General features: G+C 64.8%; 17 protein-coding genes and 1 tRNA gene. 9 read left to right on the forward strand and 9 right to left on the reverse strand.

From position 1 onward, the window contains the following. Positions 1-266: 266 nt before the first annotated feature. From rpoD to ABLE85_RS18580, 4 genes are all read left to right on the forward strand, one after another. Positions 267-2,288, forward strand: coding sequence for an RNA polymerase sigma factor RpoD (gene rpoD / locus ABLE85_RS18565; protein WP_348794187.1), 2,022 nt, complete (start codon positions 267-269; stop codon positions 2,286-2,288). A gap of 81 nt (positions 2,289-2,369) precedes the next feature. Next, positions 2,370-2,633 carry a DUF333 domain-containing protein gene (locus tag ABLE85_RS18570; RefSeq protein ID WP_348794188.1) on the forward strand — a complete coding sequence of 88 codons (264 nt, stop codon included), beginning with the start codon at positions 2,370-2,372 and terminating at the stop codon, positions 2,631-2,633. A 195-nt stretch (positions 2,634-2,828) separates the two neighbouring features. Further along, the gene (locus ABLE85_RS18575) at positions 2,829-3,122 is read left to right on the forward strand and encodes a GYD domain-containing protein (RefSeq protein WP_348794189.1); all 294 of its coding nucleotides are present in this window, start codon (positions 2,829-2,831) and stop codon (positions 3,120-3,122) included. 121 nt (positions 3,123-3,243) lie between these two features. Continuing rightward, positions 3,244-3,537, forward strand: a complete 294-nt coding sequence (locus ABLE85_RS18580; RefSeq protein ID WP_348794190.1) for an HlyU family transcriptional regulator — start codon at positions 3,244-3,246, stop codon at positions 3,535-3,537. A 20-nt stretch (positions 3,538-3,557) separates the two neighbouring features. On the opposite strand, the gene ABLE85_RS18585 is transcribed toward ABLE85_RS18580, so the two are convergent. Next, entirely contained in the window at positions 3,558-4,202 is a 645-nt protein-coding gene (locus ABLE85_RS18585; protein ID WP_348794191.1) for a cytochrome c oxidase assembly factor Coa1 family protein, read from the reverse strand. 236 nt (positions 4,203-4,438) lie between these two features. On the opposite strand from ABLE85_RS18585, the gene ABLE85_RS18590 reads away from it, so the two are divergent. After that, positions 4,439-5,011 (forward strand): hypothetical protein, encoded by a 573-nt coding sequence (locus tag ABLE85_RS18590; RefSeq protein WP_348794192.1) that lies wholly within the window; start codon positions 4,439-4,441, stop codon positions 5,009-5,011. A 42-nt stretch (positions 5,012-5,053) separates the two neighbouring features. Here ABLE85_RS18590 and ABLE85_RS18595 read toward each other — a convergent pair whose 3' ends face one another. Continuing rightward, positions 5,054-6,841 (reverse strand): diguanylate cyclase, encoded by a 1,788-nt coding sequence (locus ABLE85_RS18595; RefSeq protein ID WP_348794193.1) that lies wholly within the window; start codon positions 6,839-6,841, stop codon positions 5,054-5,056. 290 nt (positions 6,842-7,131) lie between these two features. On the opposite strand from ABLE85_RS18595, the gene ABLE85_RS18600 reads away from it, so the two are divergent. Next, positions 7,132-7,998: an NAD(P)-dependent oxidoreductase gene (locus ABLE85_RS18600; protein WP_348794194.1), complete on the forward strand. Its 867-nt coding sequence runs from the start codon at positions 7,132-7,134 to the stop codon at positions 7,996-7,998. 339 nt (positions 7,999-8,337) lie between these two features. Here ABLE85_RS18600 and ABLE85_RS18605 read toward each other — a convergent pair whose 3' ends face one another. Continuing rightward, entirely contained in the window at positions 8,338-10,620 is a 2,283-nt protein-coding gene (locus tag ABLE85_RS18605; protein ID WP_348794195.1) for an OmpA family protein, read from the reverse strand. A 199-nt stretch (positions 10,621-10,819) separates the two neighbouring features. Between ABLE85_RS18605 and ABLE85_RS18610 the strand changes: the two genes are divergently transcribed. Both ABLE85_RS18610 and ABLE85_RS18615 read left to right on the forward strand, forming a co-directional pair. Then, complete coding sequence (locus ABLE85_RS18610; protein WP_348794196.1) at positions 10,820-11,266, forward strand: YcgN family cysteine cluster protein; 447 nt, start codon at positions 10,820-10,822, stop codon at positions 11,264-11,266. A gap of 192 nt (positions 11,267-11,458) precedes the next feature. After that, positions 11,459-11,824: a hypothetical protein gene (locus ABLE85_RS18615; RefSeq protein WP_348794197.1), complete on the forward strand. Its 366-nt coding sequence runs from the start codon at positions 11,459-11,461 to the stop codon at positions 11,822-11,824. 99 nt (positions 11,825-11,923) lie between these two features. Here ABLE85_RS18615 and ABLE85_RS18620 read toward each other — a convergent pair whose 3' ends face one another. Further along, positions 11,924-12,634, reverse strand: coding sequence for an SIMPL domain-containing protein (locus ABLE85_RS18620; RefSeq protein ID WP_348794198.1), 711 nt, complete (start codon positions 12,632-12,634; stop codon positions 11,924-11,926). A 134-nt stretch (positions 12,635-12,768) separates the two neighbouring features. Here ABLE85_RS18620 and ABLE85_RS18625 point away from each other — a divergent pair. After that, a tRNA-Ile gene (locus ABLE85_RS18625) sits at positions 12,769-12,844 on the forward strand. Between the two features lie 45 nt (positions 12,845-12,889). Here ABLE85_RS18625 and ABLE85_RS18630 read toward each other — a convergent pair. The 5 genes from ABLE85_RS18630 to ABLE85_RS18650 all read right to left on the reverse strand — a co-directional run. Further along, the gene (locus ABLE85_RS18630) at positions 12,890-13,387 is read right to left on the reverse strand and encodes a tyrosine-type recombinase/integrase (protein WP_348794218.1); all 498 of its coding nucleotides are present in this window, start codon (positions 13,385-13,387) and stop codon (positions 12,890-12,892) included. Positions 13,388-13,748: 361 nt separating this feature from the next. Continuing rightward, on the reverse strand, positions 13,749-13,997 hold the full coding sequence (locus tag ABLE85_RS18635; RefSeq protein WP_348794199.1) for a hypothetical protein: 249 nt from the start codon (positions 13,995-13,997) through the stop codon (positions 13,749-13,751). Beyond that, positions 13,994-14,233 (reverse strand): hypothetical protein, encoded by a 240-nt coding sequence (locus tag ABLE85_RS18640; protein WP_348794200.1) that lies wholly within the window; start codon positions 14,231-14,233, stop codon positions 13,994-13,996. The genes ABLE85_RS18635 and ABLE85_RS18640 overlap by 4 nt, the downstream gene beginning before the upstream one ends. After that, positions 14,226-14,429: a hypothetical protein gene (locus ABLE85_RS18645; RefSeq protein ID WP_348794201.1), complete on the reverse strand. Its 204-nt coding sequence runs from the start codon at positions 14,427-14,429 to the stop codon at positions 14,226-14,228. The genes ABLE85_RS18640 and ABLE85_RS18645 overlap by 8 nt, the downstream gene beginning before the upstream one ends. A 78-nt stretch (positions 14,430-14,507) precedes the next feature. After that, positions 14,508-14,741, reverse strand: a 234-nt coding sequence (locus ABLE85_RS18650) for an integrase core domain-containing protein (RefSeq protein WP_348794202.1), incomplete at its 5' end; no start/stop codon positions are given.

Here is a 14,741-nt window from a genome sequence, read left to right on the forward strand (position 1 = left end):
GCGAGAGGCGCTTGACCTTCGGTCTGATTGACGGAATCAGAACGATTCGAATTGTGGACGCGGCGCGGCCCGCGCCCGACATTTGGCAGGATGGAATGCTGATCTGGACGGCGTGCGCAAGCCGCCCCAGATATTAGGGTTAATCAAGACGTAACTCACACGCTGCTAACGGCATGAACAGACGCAAGTCAGCGCAGGTGGTTTGTATACCCGGTCCGGGAGTCTGAAGCCCCCGCATTACCCGGTCGCTTGGAGAAAGCAAAAGAATGGCGATAAAGGAAAAGGAAGAGGTCGAGAACGAACGCGAAGGCGCCGCCGATGGCCCTTTGCTCGACCTTTCCGATGATGCTGTCAAGAAAATGATCAAGGCCGCGAAGAAGCGCGGCTATGTGACCATGGACGAGCTGAACTCGGTGCTGCCTTCGGAGGAAGTGACCTCCGAGCAGATCGAGGACACGATGGCCATGCTTTCGGACATGGGCATCAACGTGGTCGAGGACGACGAGGCCGGCGAGGAAGGCGAGGGCGCCGCGGCAGATGCCGAGGACGACGCCAACGAGTTGGCCGAGCAGACCGGCACCGCGGTTGCGACCGTCACCAAGAAGGAACCGACGGACCGCACGGACGATCCGGTGCGCATGTATCTGCGCGAGATGGGTTCGGTCGAGCTTCTGTCGCGCGAAGGCGAAATCGCCATCGCCAAGCGCATCGAAGCTGGCCGCGAGACCATGATCGCCGGCCTGTGCGAAAGCCCGCTGACCTTCCAGGCCATCATCATCTGGCGCGACGAGCTCAACGAAGCCAAGATCCTGCTGCGCGAGATCATCGACCTCGAAGCCACCTATGCCGGCCCCGAGGGCAAGCAGGCGCCGGTACTCGACCGCGAGGAACTCGAGCGGCCGAAGACGCCGGAGGACAGCAAGCCGCGCCGCGCTTCGCGCAGCGATGAAGACGACATCACCAATGTCGGCGGCGAGATCCGTCCGGAAGAGGACGAGGAAGACGAGGACGAGACCAACCTGTCGCTGGCGGCCATGGAAGCCGAGCTGCGTCCGCAGGTCATGGAAACCCTCGACGTCATCGCCGACACCTACAAGAAGCTGCGCAAGCTGCAGGACCAGCAGGTGGAAAACCGCCTGGCTGCCGCCGGCACGCTGTCGCCCAGCCAGGACCGCCGCCTGAAGGAGCTGAAGGACCAGCTCATCAAGGCCGTGAAGTCGCTGTCGCTCAACAACGCCCGCATCGAGGCGCTGGTCGAGCAGCTCTACGACATCAACAAGCGCCTGGTGCAGAACGAAGGCAAGCTGTTGCGCCTGGCCGAAAGCTATGGCGTGCGCCGCGACGAGTTCCTGAGGGAGTACCAGGGCTCGGAGCTCGACCCGAACTGGACCAAGAGCATCGGCAACCTGACCAGCCGCGGCTGGAAGGAGTTCACCAAGAACGAGAAGGACACGATCCGCGACATTCGCTCGGAAATCCAGAATCTCGCCACCGAGACCGCGATTTCCATCGCCGAGTTCCGCAAGATCGTGAACCAGGTGCAGAAGGGCGAGCGCGAAGCGGCCATCGCCAAGAAGGAGATGGTGGAGGCCAACCTGCGCCTCGTGATCTCCATCGCCAAGAAGTACACGAACCGCGGCCTGCAGTTCCTGGACCTCATCCAGGAAGGCAACATCGGCCTGATGAAGGCGGTGGACAAGTTCGAGTACCGTCGTGGCTACAAGTTCTCGACCTACGCCACCTGGTGGATCCGGCAGGCGATCACCCGTTCGATCGCCGACCAGGCCCGCACCATCCGCATCCCGGTGCACATGATCGAGACGATCAACAAGATCGTCCGCACCTCGCGCCAGATGCTGCACGAGATCGGCCGCGAGCCGACGCCGGAGGAACTGGCCGAGAAGCTGGCCATGCCGCTGGAGAAGGTGCGCAAGGTGCTGAAGATCGCCAAGGAGCCGATCTCGCTCGAAACGCCGGTGGGCGACGAGGAGGATTCGCACCTCGGCGACTTCATCGAGGACAAGATGGCGATCCTGCCGATCGACGCGGCGATCCAGGCCAATCTGCGCGAGACGACCACGCGCGTGCTGGCCTCGCTGACCCCGCGCGAGGAGCGCGTGCTGCGCATGCGCTTCGGCATCGGCATGAACACCGACCACACGCTCGAAGAGGTCGGCCAGCAGTTCTCGGTCACGCGCGAGCGTATCCGCCAGATCGAGGCCAAGGCGCTGCGCAAGCTCAAGCATCCGAGCCGCTCGCGCAAGCTGAGAAGCTTCCTCGACAGCTGAGAAACAAAGAAAGCCCGGGCATGTCCCGGGCTTTTTTGCTTATGGCGAGGTCGCCATGGAATGCTCCGGAAGCGAAGAACGATGTCGATCATCCCGCTGAAGCTTGGCGTTCTTGCCGCACTGGCTGCGGCTGCCCCGGCGGCCTGCTCGCCACTGAAGCCGCGCGCCGAGATCGTCGCCATGGCCAATCCGGCCTCCGTCCATTGCGGCGAGATCGGTGGGCGGTCGGAAATCCGGTCGGACGCGGCTGGCAACCAATCTGGCGTCTGCCAGATGCCCGACGGGCGGGTCTGCGAGGAGTGGGCGCTGTTCCGCGACGGAGCATGCGTGGCGCCCAAGGACTGACCGGCTTACACGGACCACGATAAGCGTCGAAGGGCGGCAGCAAGGGCTGCTCTCGATCCCGCAATGCCGTTCGCTCTCATCCACCACAAGGCCAGCTTGTCGGCGCAGGCGGCAGCCCCATATTCCCTGCCGGGCCAGATGTGGGGCATTCATCCCGGCGCCGGACACGGTGTCGGAACGGGAGGGAGGTCTACCGTGACGACGTACATCATGCTTGTGAACTGGACGGAGCAGGGCATCAGGAACGTACGCGAGTCGCCGAAGCGGCTCGACGCGGTGAAGAAGCAGCTCGAGGAGATGGGAGGCGGCTTCAAGGCCTTCTACCTGACCATGGGCAAGTACGACATGGTGCTGATCGGCGAGGCGCCTGACGATGCGGTGGCGGCGCGGTTTGCGTTGCAGCTCGGAATGGGCGGCAATGTGCGCACGCAAACGCTGAAGGCATTCCCGGAGGCAGCTTACCGCGAAATCATCGCGTCGCTGGGATAGGTTTGGCCAGGGGCCGGCGGAGGCGCAGCTGGAACAGCTATGTCATCCGCCTGTGCCCGGACCGCCTCGACGGGGCGGTCCGAAACGGCTAGTTTGCCGTTGAATCGGAAGCGAGGTGCATATGTCCTTTCTGAAACGTCTTTTCGGCGGCGGCGGTGGCGAGAGCGCCGGTCAGGCCAAGGAAGCGGCCTCGAAGGAGATCGAGCACAACGGCTTCCACATCCGGGCCACGCCCTTCAAGGAGGGTGGCCAGTTCCAGACCTGCGGCGTCATCTCCAAGGAGATCGACGGCGTGGTGAAGGAGCATCGCTTCATCCGCGCCGACCGTTTCGCTTCGCTCGACGATGCCGTGGACGTGTCCTTCAGGAAGGGCAAGCAGCTGATCGACGAGCAGGGCGAGACCATTTTCCGCTGAGCGCCCTTCGGGTCCTGCCCCTAGGTTCCGATCGCTGCCCTGGGAATTGAAAGCCCATCCTTGTTCACGAGCACGATCGGCGCGTCGACGCCGTCGATCGTGACGACGAGCAGGCGCATGACCCACTCGCCCTCGGTGCGTACGGCGTGAGAGGTCACGGTACCGGTGCCCTTGTCGCCCTGCACCGGGATCTCCATCTGGGCCGCGCCGGTGCCGCCGGGCTGGACGCTGATCGTGCCGAATATCCAGAACTTGCTCGAGATGTGCTCGCCGAGGGCTTCGCTCACCTGCGGATCGGCGCGCACTGCCTCCATGCTGATGCGATAGGCGTCGCTGTTCCTCATCGAGATCGGCACCACGACGAACATGCTTGCGAAGAGGCCGATGACGGCCGCCCAGATGATCGCGCCGGCGATGGCCCAGTTGCGCTGGGTGCGGCGGAAATGCTCCGCGTCGCGCCAGTAGCGGTTGCGCCAGGCCCAGCGGCTGCCCCGTGCGCCGAGCACGATCATCATGACGATGTTGACCAGCGGGATCAGCGCCAAAAGGGCAATGTATGTGCTGTTGCCAATGCCCCAGATCCAGTTGAGGAAAAAGGCGCCCCAGTTCCAGCGGTTGAGCTCGGCCGGGATCTCGGCGGGATCGTTCAGCGCTTCACGGGCCATTTGCTCCTCCGGTCGTTGCCTTGTCGGCGGTCCGCTTGACGAGCCTCTGCATGGCCAGGCGTTGCGGGCGCCCATGCGCCCGCGCAGGTCTATCAGAACCGCAAGGCAGGTCAGGTTCAAGTGTCGTCGTAAGAGTCTGCTTACGAAACTGTGTTTTGCCGGCCGCAAGCCGCGCATTCTTCTTGCAAGCGAGGCTCGGCTGGACGAGTTTCGCGCCGACAAGTGCCGAAGGGGGAATGATGTTGTTCTGGAAGAATGTTCCGCATGTGTCTGGCGCGGCCCGGGGAATTGGGCTGACGATTGCGCTGCTTGCGCCGGCGCTGGCCGCATGCACCACGACCGAGGAAGCCAACAAGGCGATCAAGTCGCGTTTCATCGGCCAGCCGAGCGATGTGTTCTTTTCGCAATATGGCGCGCCGATCTCGGAGTTTTCGCTGAACAGCGGCGGCAAGATCTATCGCTGGCGCGGCGGTGACACCACGCGCACGCTGCCGGCTGAGTATACCACCATCGGCGCCCCCAGCGATCCGATGGCCGGCAGCAGGACGACCCAGACCACGACGACCGTGACGCAGCCCAACAGCTCGACGACCGTCACCGAAACCCGCACGACGAGCTCGGGCGTGAGTTTCGGCGCCATGCCGCAGCAGGTGATGGTGAAGCCGCCGCGCGTGGAACACCTGTTCTGCGAGGCGCAGATCTCGGTCGACGGCAACGGCATCATCACCAATGTCGAGGCGACGCGCGACACTGACGGTGAAGGCCTCAGCCTCTCGCGCTGCGCGGAAGTGTTCGGCGTCAAGAAGTAGGTTCGGCGGTGGCCGGCTGCGCCGGCCGCCACCCGTTGCCGGTCAGCGAGAGAGCTTGGGCGCGGCCAAGGCCAGGCCGGCGTCGCCGTCTTCCTTGTCGTCGTCGATGCAGACGCGGTTGCGGCCGAGATGCTTGGCCCGGTACAGATGCCGGTCGGCCTGCGCGATAAGCGCCGGCCAGCTTTCGGTTCCGGGCCGCCAAGACGCCACGCCGAAGCTGGCGGTGATGCGCAGCTCAAGTTCTGGGCTGACCACCATCTCCGCCAGCGCCTTGCGCAGCTTTTCGGCCAGTCGCTGACCGCCGTCGGAAGAGGTCGAGCGCGCAAGAACGGTGAATTCCTCGCCGCCGAAGCGGGCGACGACGTCGCCGCTGCGCACCTCGGCCCGCACCGTCTCGGCCACGCGCTGCAGCACCAGATCGCCGACGCCGTGCCCGAACGTGTCGTTGACCAGCTTGAAGTGGTCGATGTCGAACATCAGCAGGGCGACCGGCTCGCGCGTGCGCGCGGCCTCGCTGAGAGCCTTCGTTCCGACGCCGTCGATCGTCCGGCGGTTCAACAGGCCGGTCAGGCCGTCGGTCTCCGAGAGCGTCTTGAGGCGTGCGGTCAGGCGATCGCGCTCGCCCTCCAGCGCACGATGCTGGCGCTGGCTCTCGCGCAACGTCTGCAGGCCGTTGAACATGTCCTTGATTTCACGGCTGACGATCCGGGGCAGGGGCGGCTCGGTGAGATCGTCCCGCGCAATCTGGATGATTTGGTCCTTCGCCGACAGTAGCGGCTGGAATAGGAAGCGCCGCAGGGCCGAACTGATGACGATCAACAGCGTGGCGACGAACAGCGTCAGCGCGCCGGCGATGGCGAGCAGCATGGCGGCATGGTCGCGCGAGGCGGTGATGCGTCCGGCCAGGCGCTCGATGATGACATCGCGCAGTTGCTCGACCGGCTTCATTCCCGGCACGTAGTTGGCGGTGAATTCGCCGGCGGTCATCTGCGCCGGCTTCTGGACTGCCTTGAGCGCGATGCTCCAGGCATAGGGCAGGGCGGCGCCGAAATATTCCTGGTCCACGTTGCGCAGCATGTCGGCGACGGTAGGGTCGGTGAGATAGGCGGCGCCGTAGCCCGAGACGAGCTCCCGCAGCGTCTCGATCCGGCCGGCAGTATTGGCCAGCATCAGGCTGAGCTCGGTGTCGCTCGCCTTCGGGGTGGTCAGCATCATCACAACGTAGGAGCCGAAGCGCCCGGCATGCTCGCGCAGGCGGCCGCAAGCGCTGGCCATGACGATCTCGGTGCTGACCTGCGGGTATACGGCGACGATTTCCTCGCCAAGATGGTCGGTCACGCTGACAGCTGCGTCGGCGGCCTGGAACATCCTGTTGATCGCGTCGGCGATCTGGTCTCCGGTCCGCATGGAGGTCGGCATGGCGGCAACGGCATCGACGGCCTTGCGGCCGGCTGCGAGCTTGCCGACGAGGCGCGCCACTGCCTCATGGTCGTGCCCGAAGCTCGGCTCCTCGTCCGCAAAGGCCGCTTCCAGCGTCGCGATGGCTCGATCGCTGGCGGCCCGGCGCTCGGCGAGCAGTTGCCTGAATTCGGGCATTTGCTCAGCGGCGGAGCCCATCAGGCCGTTGCTGGGGCCGCGCTCGGCCGAAACGGCGTTGGCGGCCAGCAGGGCAAGATGAAAGCGGCTGAATTCCTGAAGCCCCAGGCTGTAGCGCCGATAGTCCTCCAGACTGAGAATAAACAGGACGCCGCCAAGGACGAGAGATCCGGCAACGGCCGCCCAGCCGGCCAGCCCGTAAAGATGTTGCAGGCGAAACGTGCCCAAAAGCATTCTGTGCTGCCCCCTATCCCGATCCGACCGATCGGCAACAAACCTTGGGAACTCACGAATGTTCCCAGACCGGTTCCCATCAAACAGAGCAGGGTAAAGACTTCGTATCCAGTTCCTGGGACTCGACGGAGAAACATCGCAATTTGTGCTCGGGTACGATTTTGGCGGGGCTGGCGAGGTATATGGAAGGTTGCAATCGCACCAGCCCGGGCGAACTCGCCCGGCTTGCAAGTGTCTCCGCTCCGGGGCAAGAATTGGTTCAAAGTTCTACAAACCACGGAGCGCAGCGAATGTCCCTGCGAGGAAAGACCATTTTCATCTCTGGCGGCTCGCGCGGGATCGGACTGGCGATCGCGCTGCGCGCCGCGCGCGACGGCGCCAATGTGACGATCGCGGCAAAGACGGCCGAGCCGCACCCCAAGCTGCCGGGCACCATCTACACTGCGGCGGAGGAGATCGAGAAGGCGGGCGGCAAGGCGCTGCCGGTGATCTGCGACATCCGCGAGGAAACTAAGGTTGCCGAGGCCGTCGCCAGAACTGTCGAAAAGTTCGGCGGCGTCGACATCTGCATCAACAACGCCAGCGCGATACAGCTGACCGGCACGCTGGAAACCGACATGAAGCGCTATGACCTGATGCACCAGATCAATACGCGCGGCACGTTCCTCGTCTCCAAAATGTGCATTCCGCACCTGAAGTTGGCGCAAAACCCTCACATTCTGAATCTGGCCCCGCCGCTCGACATGGACGCCAAATGGTTCAAGAACCACGTTGCCTACACCATGGCCAAGTTCGGCATGTCGATGTGCACGCTGGGCATGAGCGCGGAATTCGCCAAGGCGGGCATCGCGGTGAACTCGCTGTGGCCGTTGACGGCGATCGACACGGCGGCCGTGCGCAACCTGCTCGGCGGCGAGACCGTGGCGGCGATGAGCCGGTCGCCCGAGATCATGGCCGATGCGGCGCATGCGGTCCTGACCCGTCCGTCGCGCGAGACGACGGGCAACTTCTTCATCGACGAGCTGGTGCTGCGCGAAGCCGGGGTGACGGATTTCTCGAAATATGCGCCGGGCGCAAAGGGCGCGCTAGCCGGCGATTTCTTCGTGCCGGACGAGATATTCGCCCAGACCGACACGAAGGTGACCGGCTTCCTGTGACAAAAAAGGCCGGCGCGCTTGCCGACCTGATTCAGGAAACGGTGCTATCAGCCTGATTTTACGGGAACTGATATTTGCGCCGGCGCGACGATGGCGGGGCGGCAGGCCTACCAGAGGCTTGGCCGCGGCCGGCGCATTATTCCGAACATAAAAAGCCCGGCCGAGGGGGGGTATCGACCGGGCTTTCGCCTGTCCCCCGGCTAGGGGGACGGGGCAGGGAAGTCGTCAGGCTGCAGGACGAATCTGTCGAGTCAATAACCTTTGGCCTCAACTCGCGAAACCGTGATCAATCGCTTTTGCCGATCACGGTTTCGTTGGATTCGATCCACGGCCTCGGCGTCACCGGTTGCTGGCGACCGGGGCCACCAGCGGCGTGATACGGCGGATGACGACGCGGCGGTTCTGGCGTTCGGGCGCCTGGGTCTTCACCTTCAGGAACTGCTTGCCATAACCCTGGGTCGCCAGGTTCTCCGGCGGGATGCCGAAGACGTTGGTGAGCGCGGCAGCCACCGATTCGGCCCGCCTGTCTGACAGCGCCAGATTGGCGAGCTCGGAGCCGACGGCATCGGTGTGGCCCTCGATCAGGAACGTCTCGGCAGGGTTCTGCTCGAGAATGCGTTCCATGGCCTTGGCCACGCCTTCGAGGTGAGAGATCTCGTTCTCGGCGACCGCGGCCGAGCCGAACTCGAAGTTGATCGTGTCGAGGTCGATGCGGCGCGTCTTGTCGCGGATGCGGGCCGAGCGCTTCACCTCGTCGATCGAGTAGAGGCGTTCCACGCGCTCCACCGGCGGCTGCTCGAGGAAGTCGTAGTACATATCCGGATTACGCACGCGCTCCGGGGTCAGCACATAGTCGTCCTCGGGGATGTCCAGGCGCAGTGGCGGCAGGTCGCGACCCGGATCGCGCCAGTCGCGGACGCGGTCGTAGTCGCCCTCGTCGACATAGGACAGCACGTATTCGCGTCCGTCGGGCATGATGCGTGAACGGCGGACGACGTCGCCATAGGCGTTGCGGATGGTGACCACCCGTGTACCGTCGCCACGCTCGATGGTCTCGCGGGTGCGGCCGCGCGGCAGGTCCTCATAGTAGACGTCGCGGGCGCCGTGCCGCATGCGCGGGCGATCGTTGCTCTCCACCATGACCTGGTTGTTGAGCTGGATGATGACGCGGTCGCCGATCTCCTTGAGAACCTCGGTGCCCTTCGGGCGCTCCTGGCGGCTGAGGTCGACCGGCCTTTCCTTCACGCGCTTGCCCTGCTCGGCCGTCACCGGAACGATCTTCTCCGGCTGCACTTCCTGCTGGGCGGCCTTGTCGTCGGCGGGCGGCGGGCCGGCCTCGGCCGGCTGCGGACGACGGTTGCCGCCCTGCTGGCCGCGCTTGCCCTGATCCTGCGCGCCCTGTTCCTGGCCTTCGACCGGAGCGGCCTTCTGGCTGTCGGGTGCGGGCAGGGTCTTGCCTTCGCCGGTGGCTTCGCCCCGAGCCGGCCGCTCCTTGCCGGGAACCGGCCTGGCTTGGCCTTCCGTCTCCGCCGGTGCCGGCGTCACGGCTTCGCCCGGAGCCGCGGGCTGCTCGGATGCGGCGGGCGCCTGCTGGTCGCCCTTCTTTCTGGGCCTTTCGGGCTTGGCTTCGGCGGGCTGCTCGGCCGGGGTCGTCCCGGAGGGAGCCGCCTCAGTCGGGGCAGGGGTTTCGCCTGGGACAGGCGTGACCTCGGCCGGCTTTTCGGTGGGCGTCGGCGCTGTCGTTTCGCCAGGGGCGGGCTGCTCGGCGGCAGGCGCTTCCTTGCGGTTCTTCTTGTGCGGCTGTTCCGGCGCGGCTTCGGCCGGGGTAGGCGCGATTTCGACCGGCTTTTCTACAGGTGCCGGAGTCAGCTCCTGGGGCGCGGTCGGCTGCTCGGCGGCGGGGGCCTGCTTGCCGTTCTTCTTGCGTGGCTTCTCGGGTGCGGCCTCGGCCGGGGCAGGGGCGAACTCCTGGGTCGCGGCTGGCTGCTCAGCGGCCGGCGCTTCCTTGTGGTTCTTCTTGCGCGGCTTCTCCGGCGCGGCCTCGGCCGGGGCGGGCGTCAGCTCCTGCGGCGCGGCTGGCTGCTCGGCGGCTGGTGCTTCCTTGTGGTTCTTCTTGCGCGGCTTCTCCGGCGCGGCCTCGGCCGGGGCAGGCGCGAACTCCTGGGTCGCGGCTGGCTGCTCAGCGGCTGGCGCTTCGTTGTGGTTCTTCTTGCGCGGCCGCTCCGGCATGGCCTCGGCGGGCGCGAATTCCTGCTGGGCGGGCTGCTCGGCAGCCGGCTCCTCCCTGTGCTTCTTCTTTCGCGGCTGCTCGGGTGCGGCCTCGGCTGGGGCGGCCTCCTGCGCGCGCGGCATCGCCTCTGGGGCCGACTGCTCCGCGGGGGCCTGGTCCGCTTTGCGATGCTTCTTCTTCGGCAGTTGCTCTTCCGAGGACTGGTCCTGCGGCTGATCCACCGGCAGTTCCTCGGCCTGCGCCAGCACAATCGGGGCGGAAGCGCGTGCGCCGAGCGGCGCGCGGGCAGGTTCGCCCATGCCGCCGACCGGCATTGGCGCCGCCATCAGCGGCTGGCATGCCATCAGCAGACTAAGGGCGGTCCCCGCCAAGATCCTGGGTTGGCGTTTCATCCGAAATTTCTCCTGTGAATGCATAAGGTCCCGTCTGGGCGAAAGAAAAGACACTGAAATTTGTTCCAGGAAGGCCGTAATCAGGGCATCAGTAAGGCGATTGCCGGGCGAATCGGACGCGTGAAAAATCCGGCCGCCGCCGGCGGCCGCCGGCCCGGTTTCGCTTGATTTTGCCGCGCGCGCGGGCCACATGCACCGCATGAGCGAACCCTTCTGGAAGACTACCGAACTCGAGGCGATGACGCCGACCCAGTGGGAATCGCTGTGCGACGGCTGCGGCAAGTGCTGCATGTCGAAGCTGGAGGACGAGGACACCGGCGACATCTACTGGACCAGCGTGGGCTGCCGGCTGTTCGACCCGGAAAGCTGCCGCTGCGCCGACTACCACAACCGGCTCGCCCTTGTGACCGACTGCATCGGCCTGACGCCGCAGAACGTGCGCACGATCTCCTGGCTGCCGCAGACCTGCGCCTATCGGCTGGTTGCCGAGGGGCACGACCTCTATTGGTGGCATCCGCTGGTTTCGGGCAGCGCCGAGACGGTGCACGAGGCGGGCATCTCGATGCGCGGCCGCGTGACCGCGCTGGAGAGCGAGCTTGCGGAGCCGGAGGACTTCTTCGAGCACATGCTGGCCGAAGAGCCCTGAGGGCTGACGCAGGGGCTGCCGTCGCGGCAGGCGACTGCCTCTTGCGCACGCATTATTACAGATATTTTTCAATGATTTACCGTATGAACCGAAAATGAACGCCCGGTTCGAGAACGGTTCAGGCGGCGTGGCGCAATGTCGCCACAACGCTTCGGCAGGAACCGCCGAGGTTCAGCCCAAGAGGAGATATTCATGTCCAGCATGCTCAAGTCCGCCGCCCTTTCTGCCCTGGTTGGGCTCGGCGCCCTGGCCGCGATGCCGGCCGGCGCCCAGGCCGACGGCCTGTATCTGAATTTCGGCGGCGACGGCGCGGGCGGCGGCTTCTACGTTCGCGACAACGACAATCGCTGGGACCGCCGCGACCGCTGGGAGCGCCGCGATCGCTGGGAGCGCGGCTGCACCCCGGACCGCGCCCTCGACAAGGCCGAGCGGATGGGCATGCACCGCGCCCGCGTCGTCGACATGGGCCGCTATTCGATCACCGTGGCCGGCCGCAAGTGGGGCGACCGCATGATCGTGACCTTCGGCCGCGAGCCCTACTGCCCGATCCTGCGCTGACCGCACCCGCAAGCGGGTCAAACGAAAAGCCCCGAGGGAGCGATCCCCCGGGGCTTTTCGCATTGGATATGGCCGCGGTGTCACGCGCGGGCAGGCGGCCTACTTGATCTCGAAGGTGACGTTGACCTGGACGTTGTAGGAATTCTCGCCGGCCTGGACCGGCACGGAGCCGGCGCTGTCATAGGCCACGTTCTTGGCCATCGGCATCGGCCGGGGCTGATAGGTCTGGTCGGAAATCTCCAGGATGCGGCCGAGCTCCACCCCGGCGGCTTCGCTCAGCACCTTGGCCTTGTCGATCGCATTCTGCACGGCCGCCTTGCGCGCCTCGGTCAGCGCCGCCGACGGGTCGTTGTTGGTGAAGGTGATGCCGCCGCCCTGGTTGACGCCGAGCGAGACCGATTTGTCGAGGATGTCGCCGGCCTTGGCGAGGTCGCGCACGCGCACCGACAGCGTGTTGGTGACCTGGTAGGCGACCAGCTCGGCCACCTGGCTGCCGTCGGGCTTGCTGGCATAGTTGTAGCGCGGCGAGATCTGGATGCCGGAGGTCTGCAGGTCGCGCTCCTCGATGCCGGCGGCCTTCATCGCCGAGATCACGGCGGCCATGGCGTCGTTGTTGGCGTTGAGCGCCTCGCGCGCCGTTTTGGCCTCGCGCATGACGCTGAGCGACAGCAGCGCAAGGTCGGGCGCGACGGCCTTTTCGCCTTCGCCCGTCACGATGATGCGCGGGGACGGCTGATTCTGGGCGTGGGCGGAAAATGCGGGCAGGGCGATTGCGGCGGCAAGCGCCAGCGGCAGATAATATCTCGTCATGTAAATCTCCAATGTCGTCGTCCCTATCCGAGCCGCACTATGTTGCGATTATGGGGCGATTGCGGCAAGTCCAAACTGTTTGTGGCAGAAAGCCTTGTGCGCTTCGCAAAAAGACTCTATCCAGCCCTTGCGTGGGGCCTGTAGCTCAATGGTTAGAGCCGGCGGCTCATAACCGCTTGGTTGGGGGTTCGAGTCCCTCCGGGCCCACCAAATATACTTTAAATTCAATGGCTTATTTTGAGGTTAGCCACAAGGTTAGCCACGACGGCGATTCACCAGCTTTGTGACCTTGTCCATGCCCTCGGTGGCGAGCAGCGCCTGTTCGGCCTCACGCGAGTAGAGTCCGGCGTGTTCGATGTCGTCATGGCCGAGAATTTTCATCAGCTGGCGGGTTGATGCGCCACCTTCCGCAAGCATTTTCCCGAGCGTCTTGCGAAGACCATGGAGCGTGTAGCCCTTGTCGATCTTCGCCGCCTTAGTCCAATCGGCCATGCGACCAGTGATCGATTTCGCCGAGAAAGGTTCGCCGTACTGCGTGACCAGGATCGTCTCGCCCTTCCGTGGCGTGGCCGCCAGCACTTCCTCAAGCATCGGGGTGATGGGGACGAATACTTCGGCGCCGCCCTTTTCCTGGATGACAACGAACCCATCGACTTTCCGGCTTGCCTCTCCCTGCTGAATCTGTCGCGTGCAACGCTGATCCCAGCGTAGTGTCACGACATCGCTGCGGCGATTACCGAGCCACAAGGCCAGCGCATAGGTCAGCCGTGGCGTCGTGCCGATCGCCCACCGCGCCTCGAACGCCTCCATGGCGTCGATTGTCCAAGCCTTCCAGCCGACATATTCCGGCCGCCACTTCAGTTTGTAGGATGGGTCAACCTCGATCCATTCCTCGTCCATCGCGGCATAGATCATCTTCCGAATGGCAACGAGGAGGTGCTTGGCCTTGTGAGGCGTGCTGGAGTGATCCGCGATGATGTCCTTGAGGTGCCGGCGGCAGCATGGAGTGCCGGGAAGGCTTCTGTCTTCCCATTTCGACGAAACCGCCAGCGAGTTTTGTCGTGGCGGTCCTGATATGACGAGGCAAATGGGTAATCGTCGCTCATGCCAGAGGTTATGCTGCGCGATTCCGACGTGACAAGAGCCGGTCGAGCACATTTCCACCGTCATCTGGCAAGTCGGTGAATGCTGCGTCGAGCGCGATCCGGTCCCAGACCGTCCGCCCGTTGACGCGCTTCGGCTTCGGCATGCGCCCGTCCTTGACCATCTCATCAAACTTGGTTGAGCCGACGCCGACATAACGGGCCGTCTCTTCACGGCATAGGCCGCGCGGCGCATAGGCGATGTTGTCCGCTCTACTCATTCCCGCCCCTCCGCCTGTAGGGCTGCGCGGCCGTTCTCGGTGGCGGCTTTGAGAATGGCATCGACAAGATCGACGCAAAGGCGCTTTTGCGATGGAAACCGGCTATCCCAAAAGTCCATCGAGCCAGCACGCTTCCCAAATGCGTATTCATGGTCCCAGAGAGCCATGGCAAGCCGCGCCTCAGTATGCGGATGGAGATTGCGATGGGCTCTCGCCGCTTCCGTCAGCTTAGGCATCACGCCCTCCTGCTTCGAGAGCGCGGAATCCGTCGTCCGTCAGCACGTAGGCCGACCCGTAGGGCTCGCCGTCTTCCGTGAAGCACCCGCGCATGAGTGTGAGGTAGCCTTCGGACGCCAAATCGCGGACGAGCGCACGGATCTGCGCGTATGGCAGGCCAGTCTTGCGTTCGAGCGACTTGAAGTTGTAGCCCATTCCGGGGTCAAAGCGCGACCACTCTGCAAAGAGCGCCTTGTGCGCTGGCGTCAGCCCCTCTGACGTTGCCCCCAGGTTTTATCCAGTTTTGAGTTCGTTTCCGGCGTTGGTTTTGCCCTGATGGGCGGGTGAAACGGCGGGCGTTGGCGCGGAGCCTTTCGCATTGCGCAGCGCCAAGGCCCGAGGCGCGTGGAAGGTCAGTGCGAACTCGTCGGGCGTCTGCCAGCCGAGCTGCGAGTGCGGGCGCGCGCCGTTGTAGTCCGTCCGCCAGATGTTCAGCGCCGCGCGGGCCTGAGCCAGCGAGGAGAACAG

Origin of the sequence: Mesorhizobium sp. KR1-2, assembly GCF_040045035.1 — a bacterium.
GTDB lineage: Bacteria > Pseudomonadota > Alphaproteobacteria > Rhizobiales > Rhizobiaceae > Pseudaminobacter.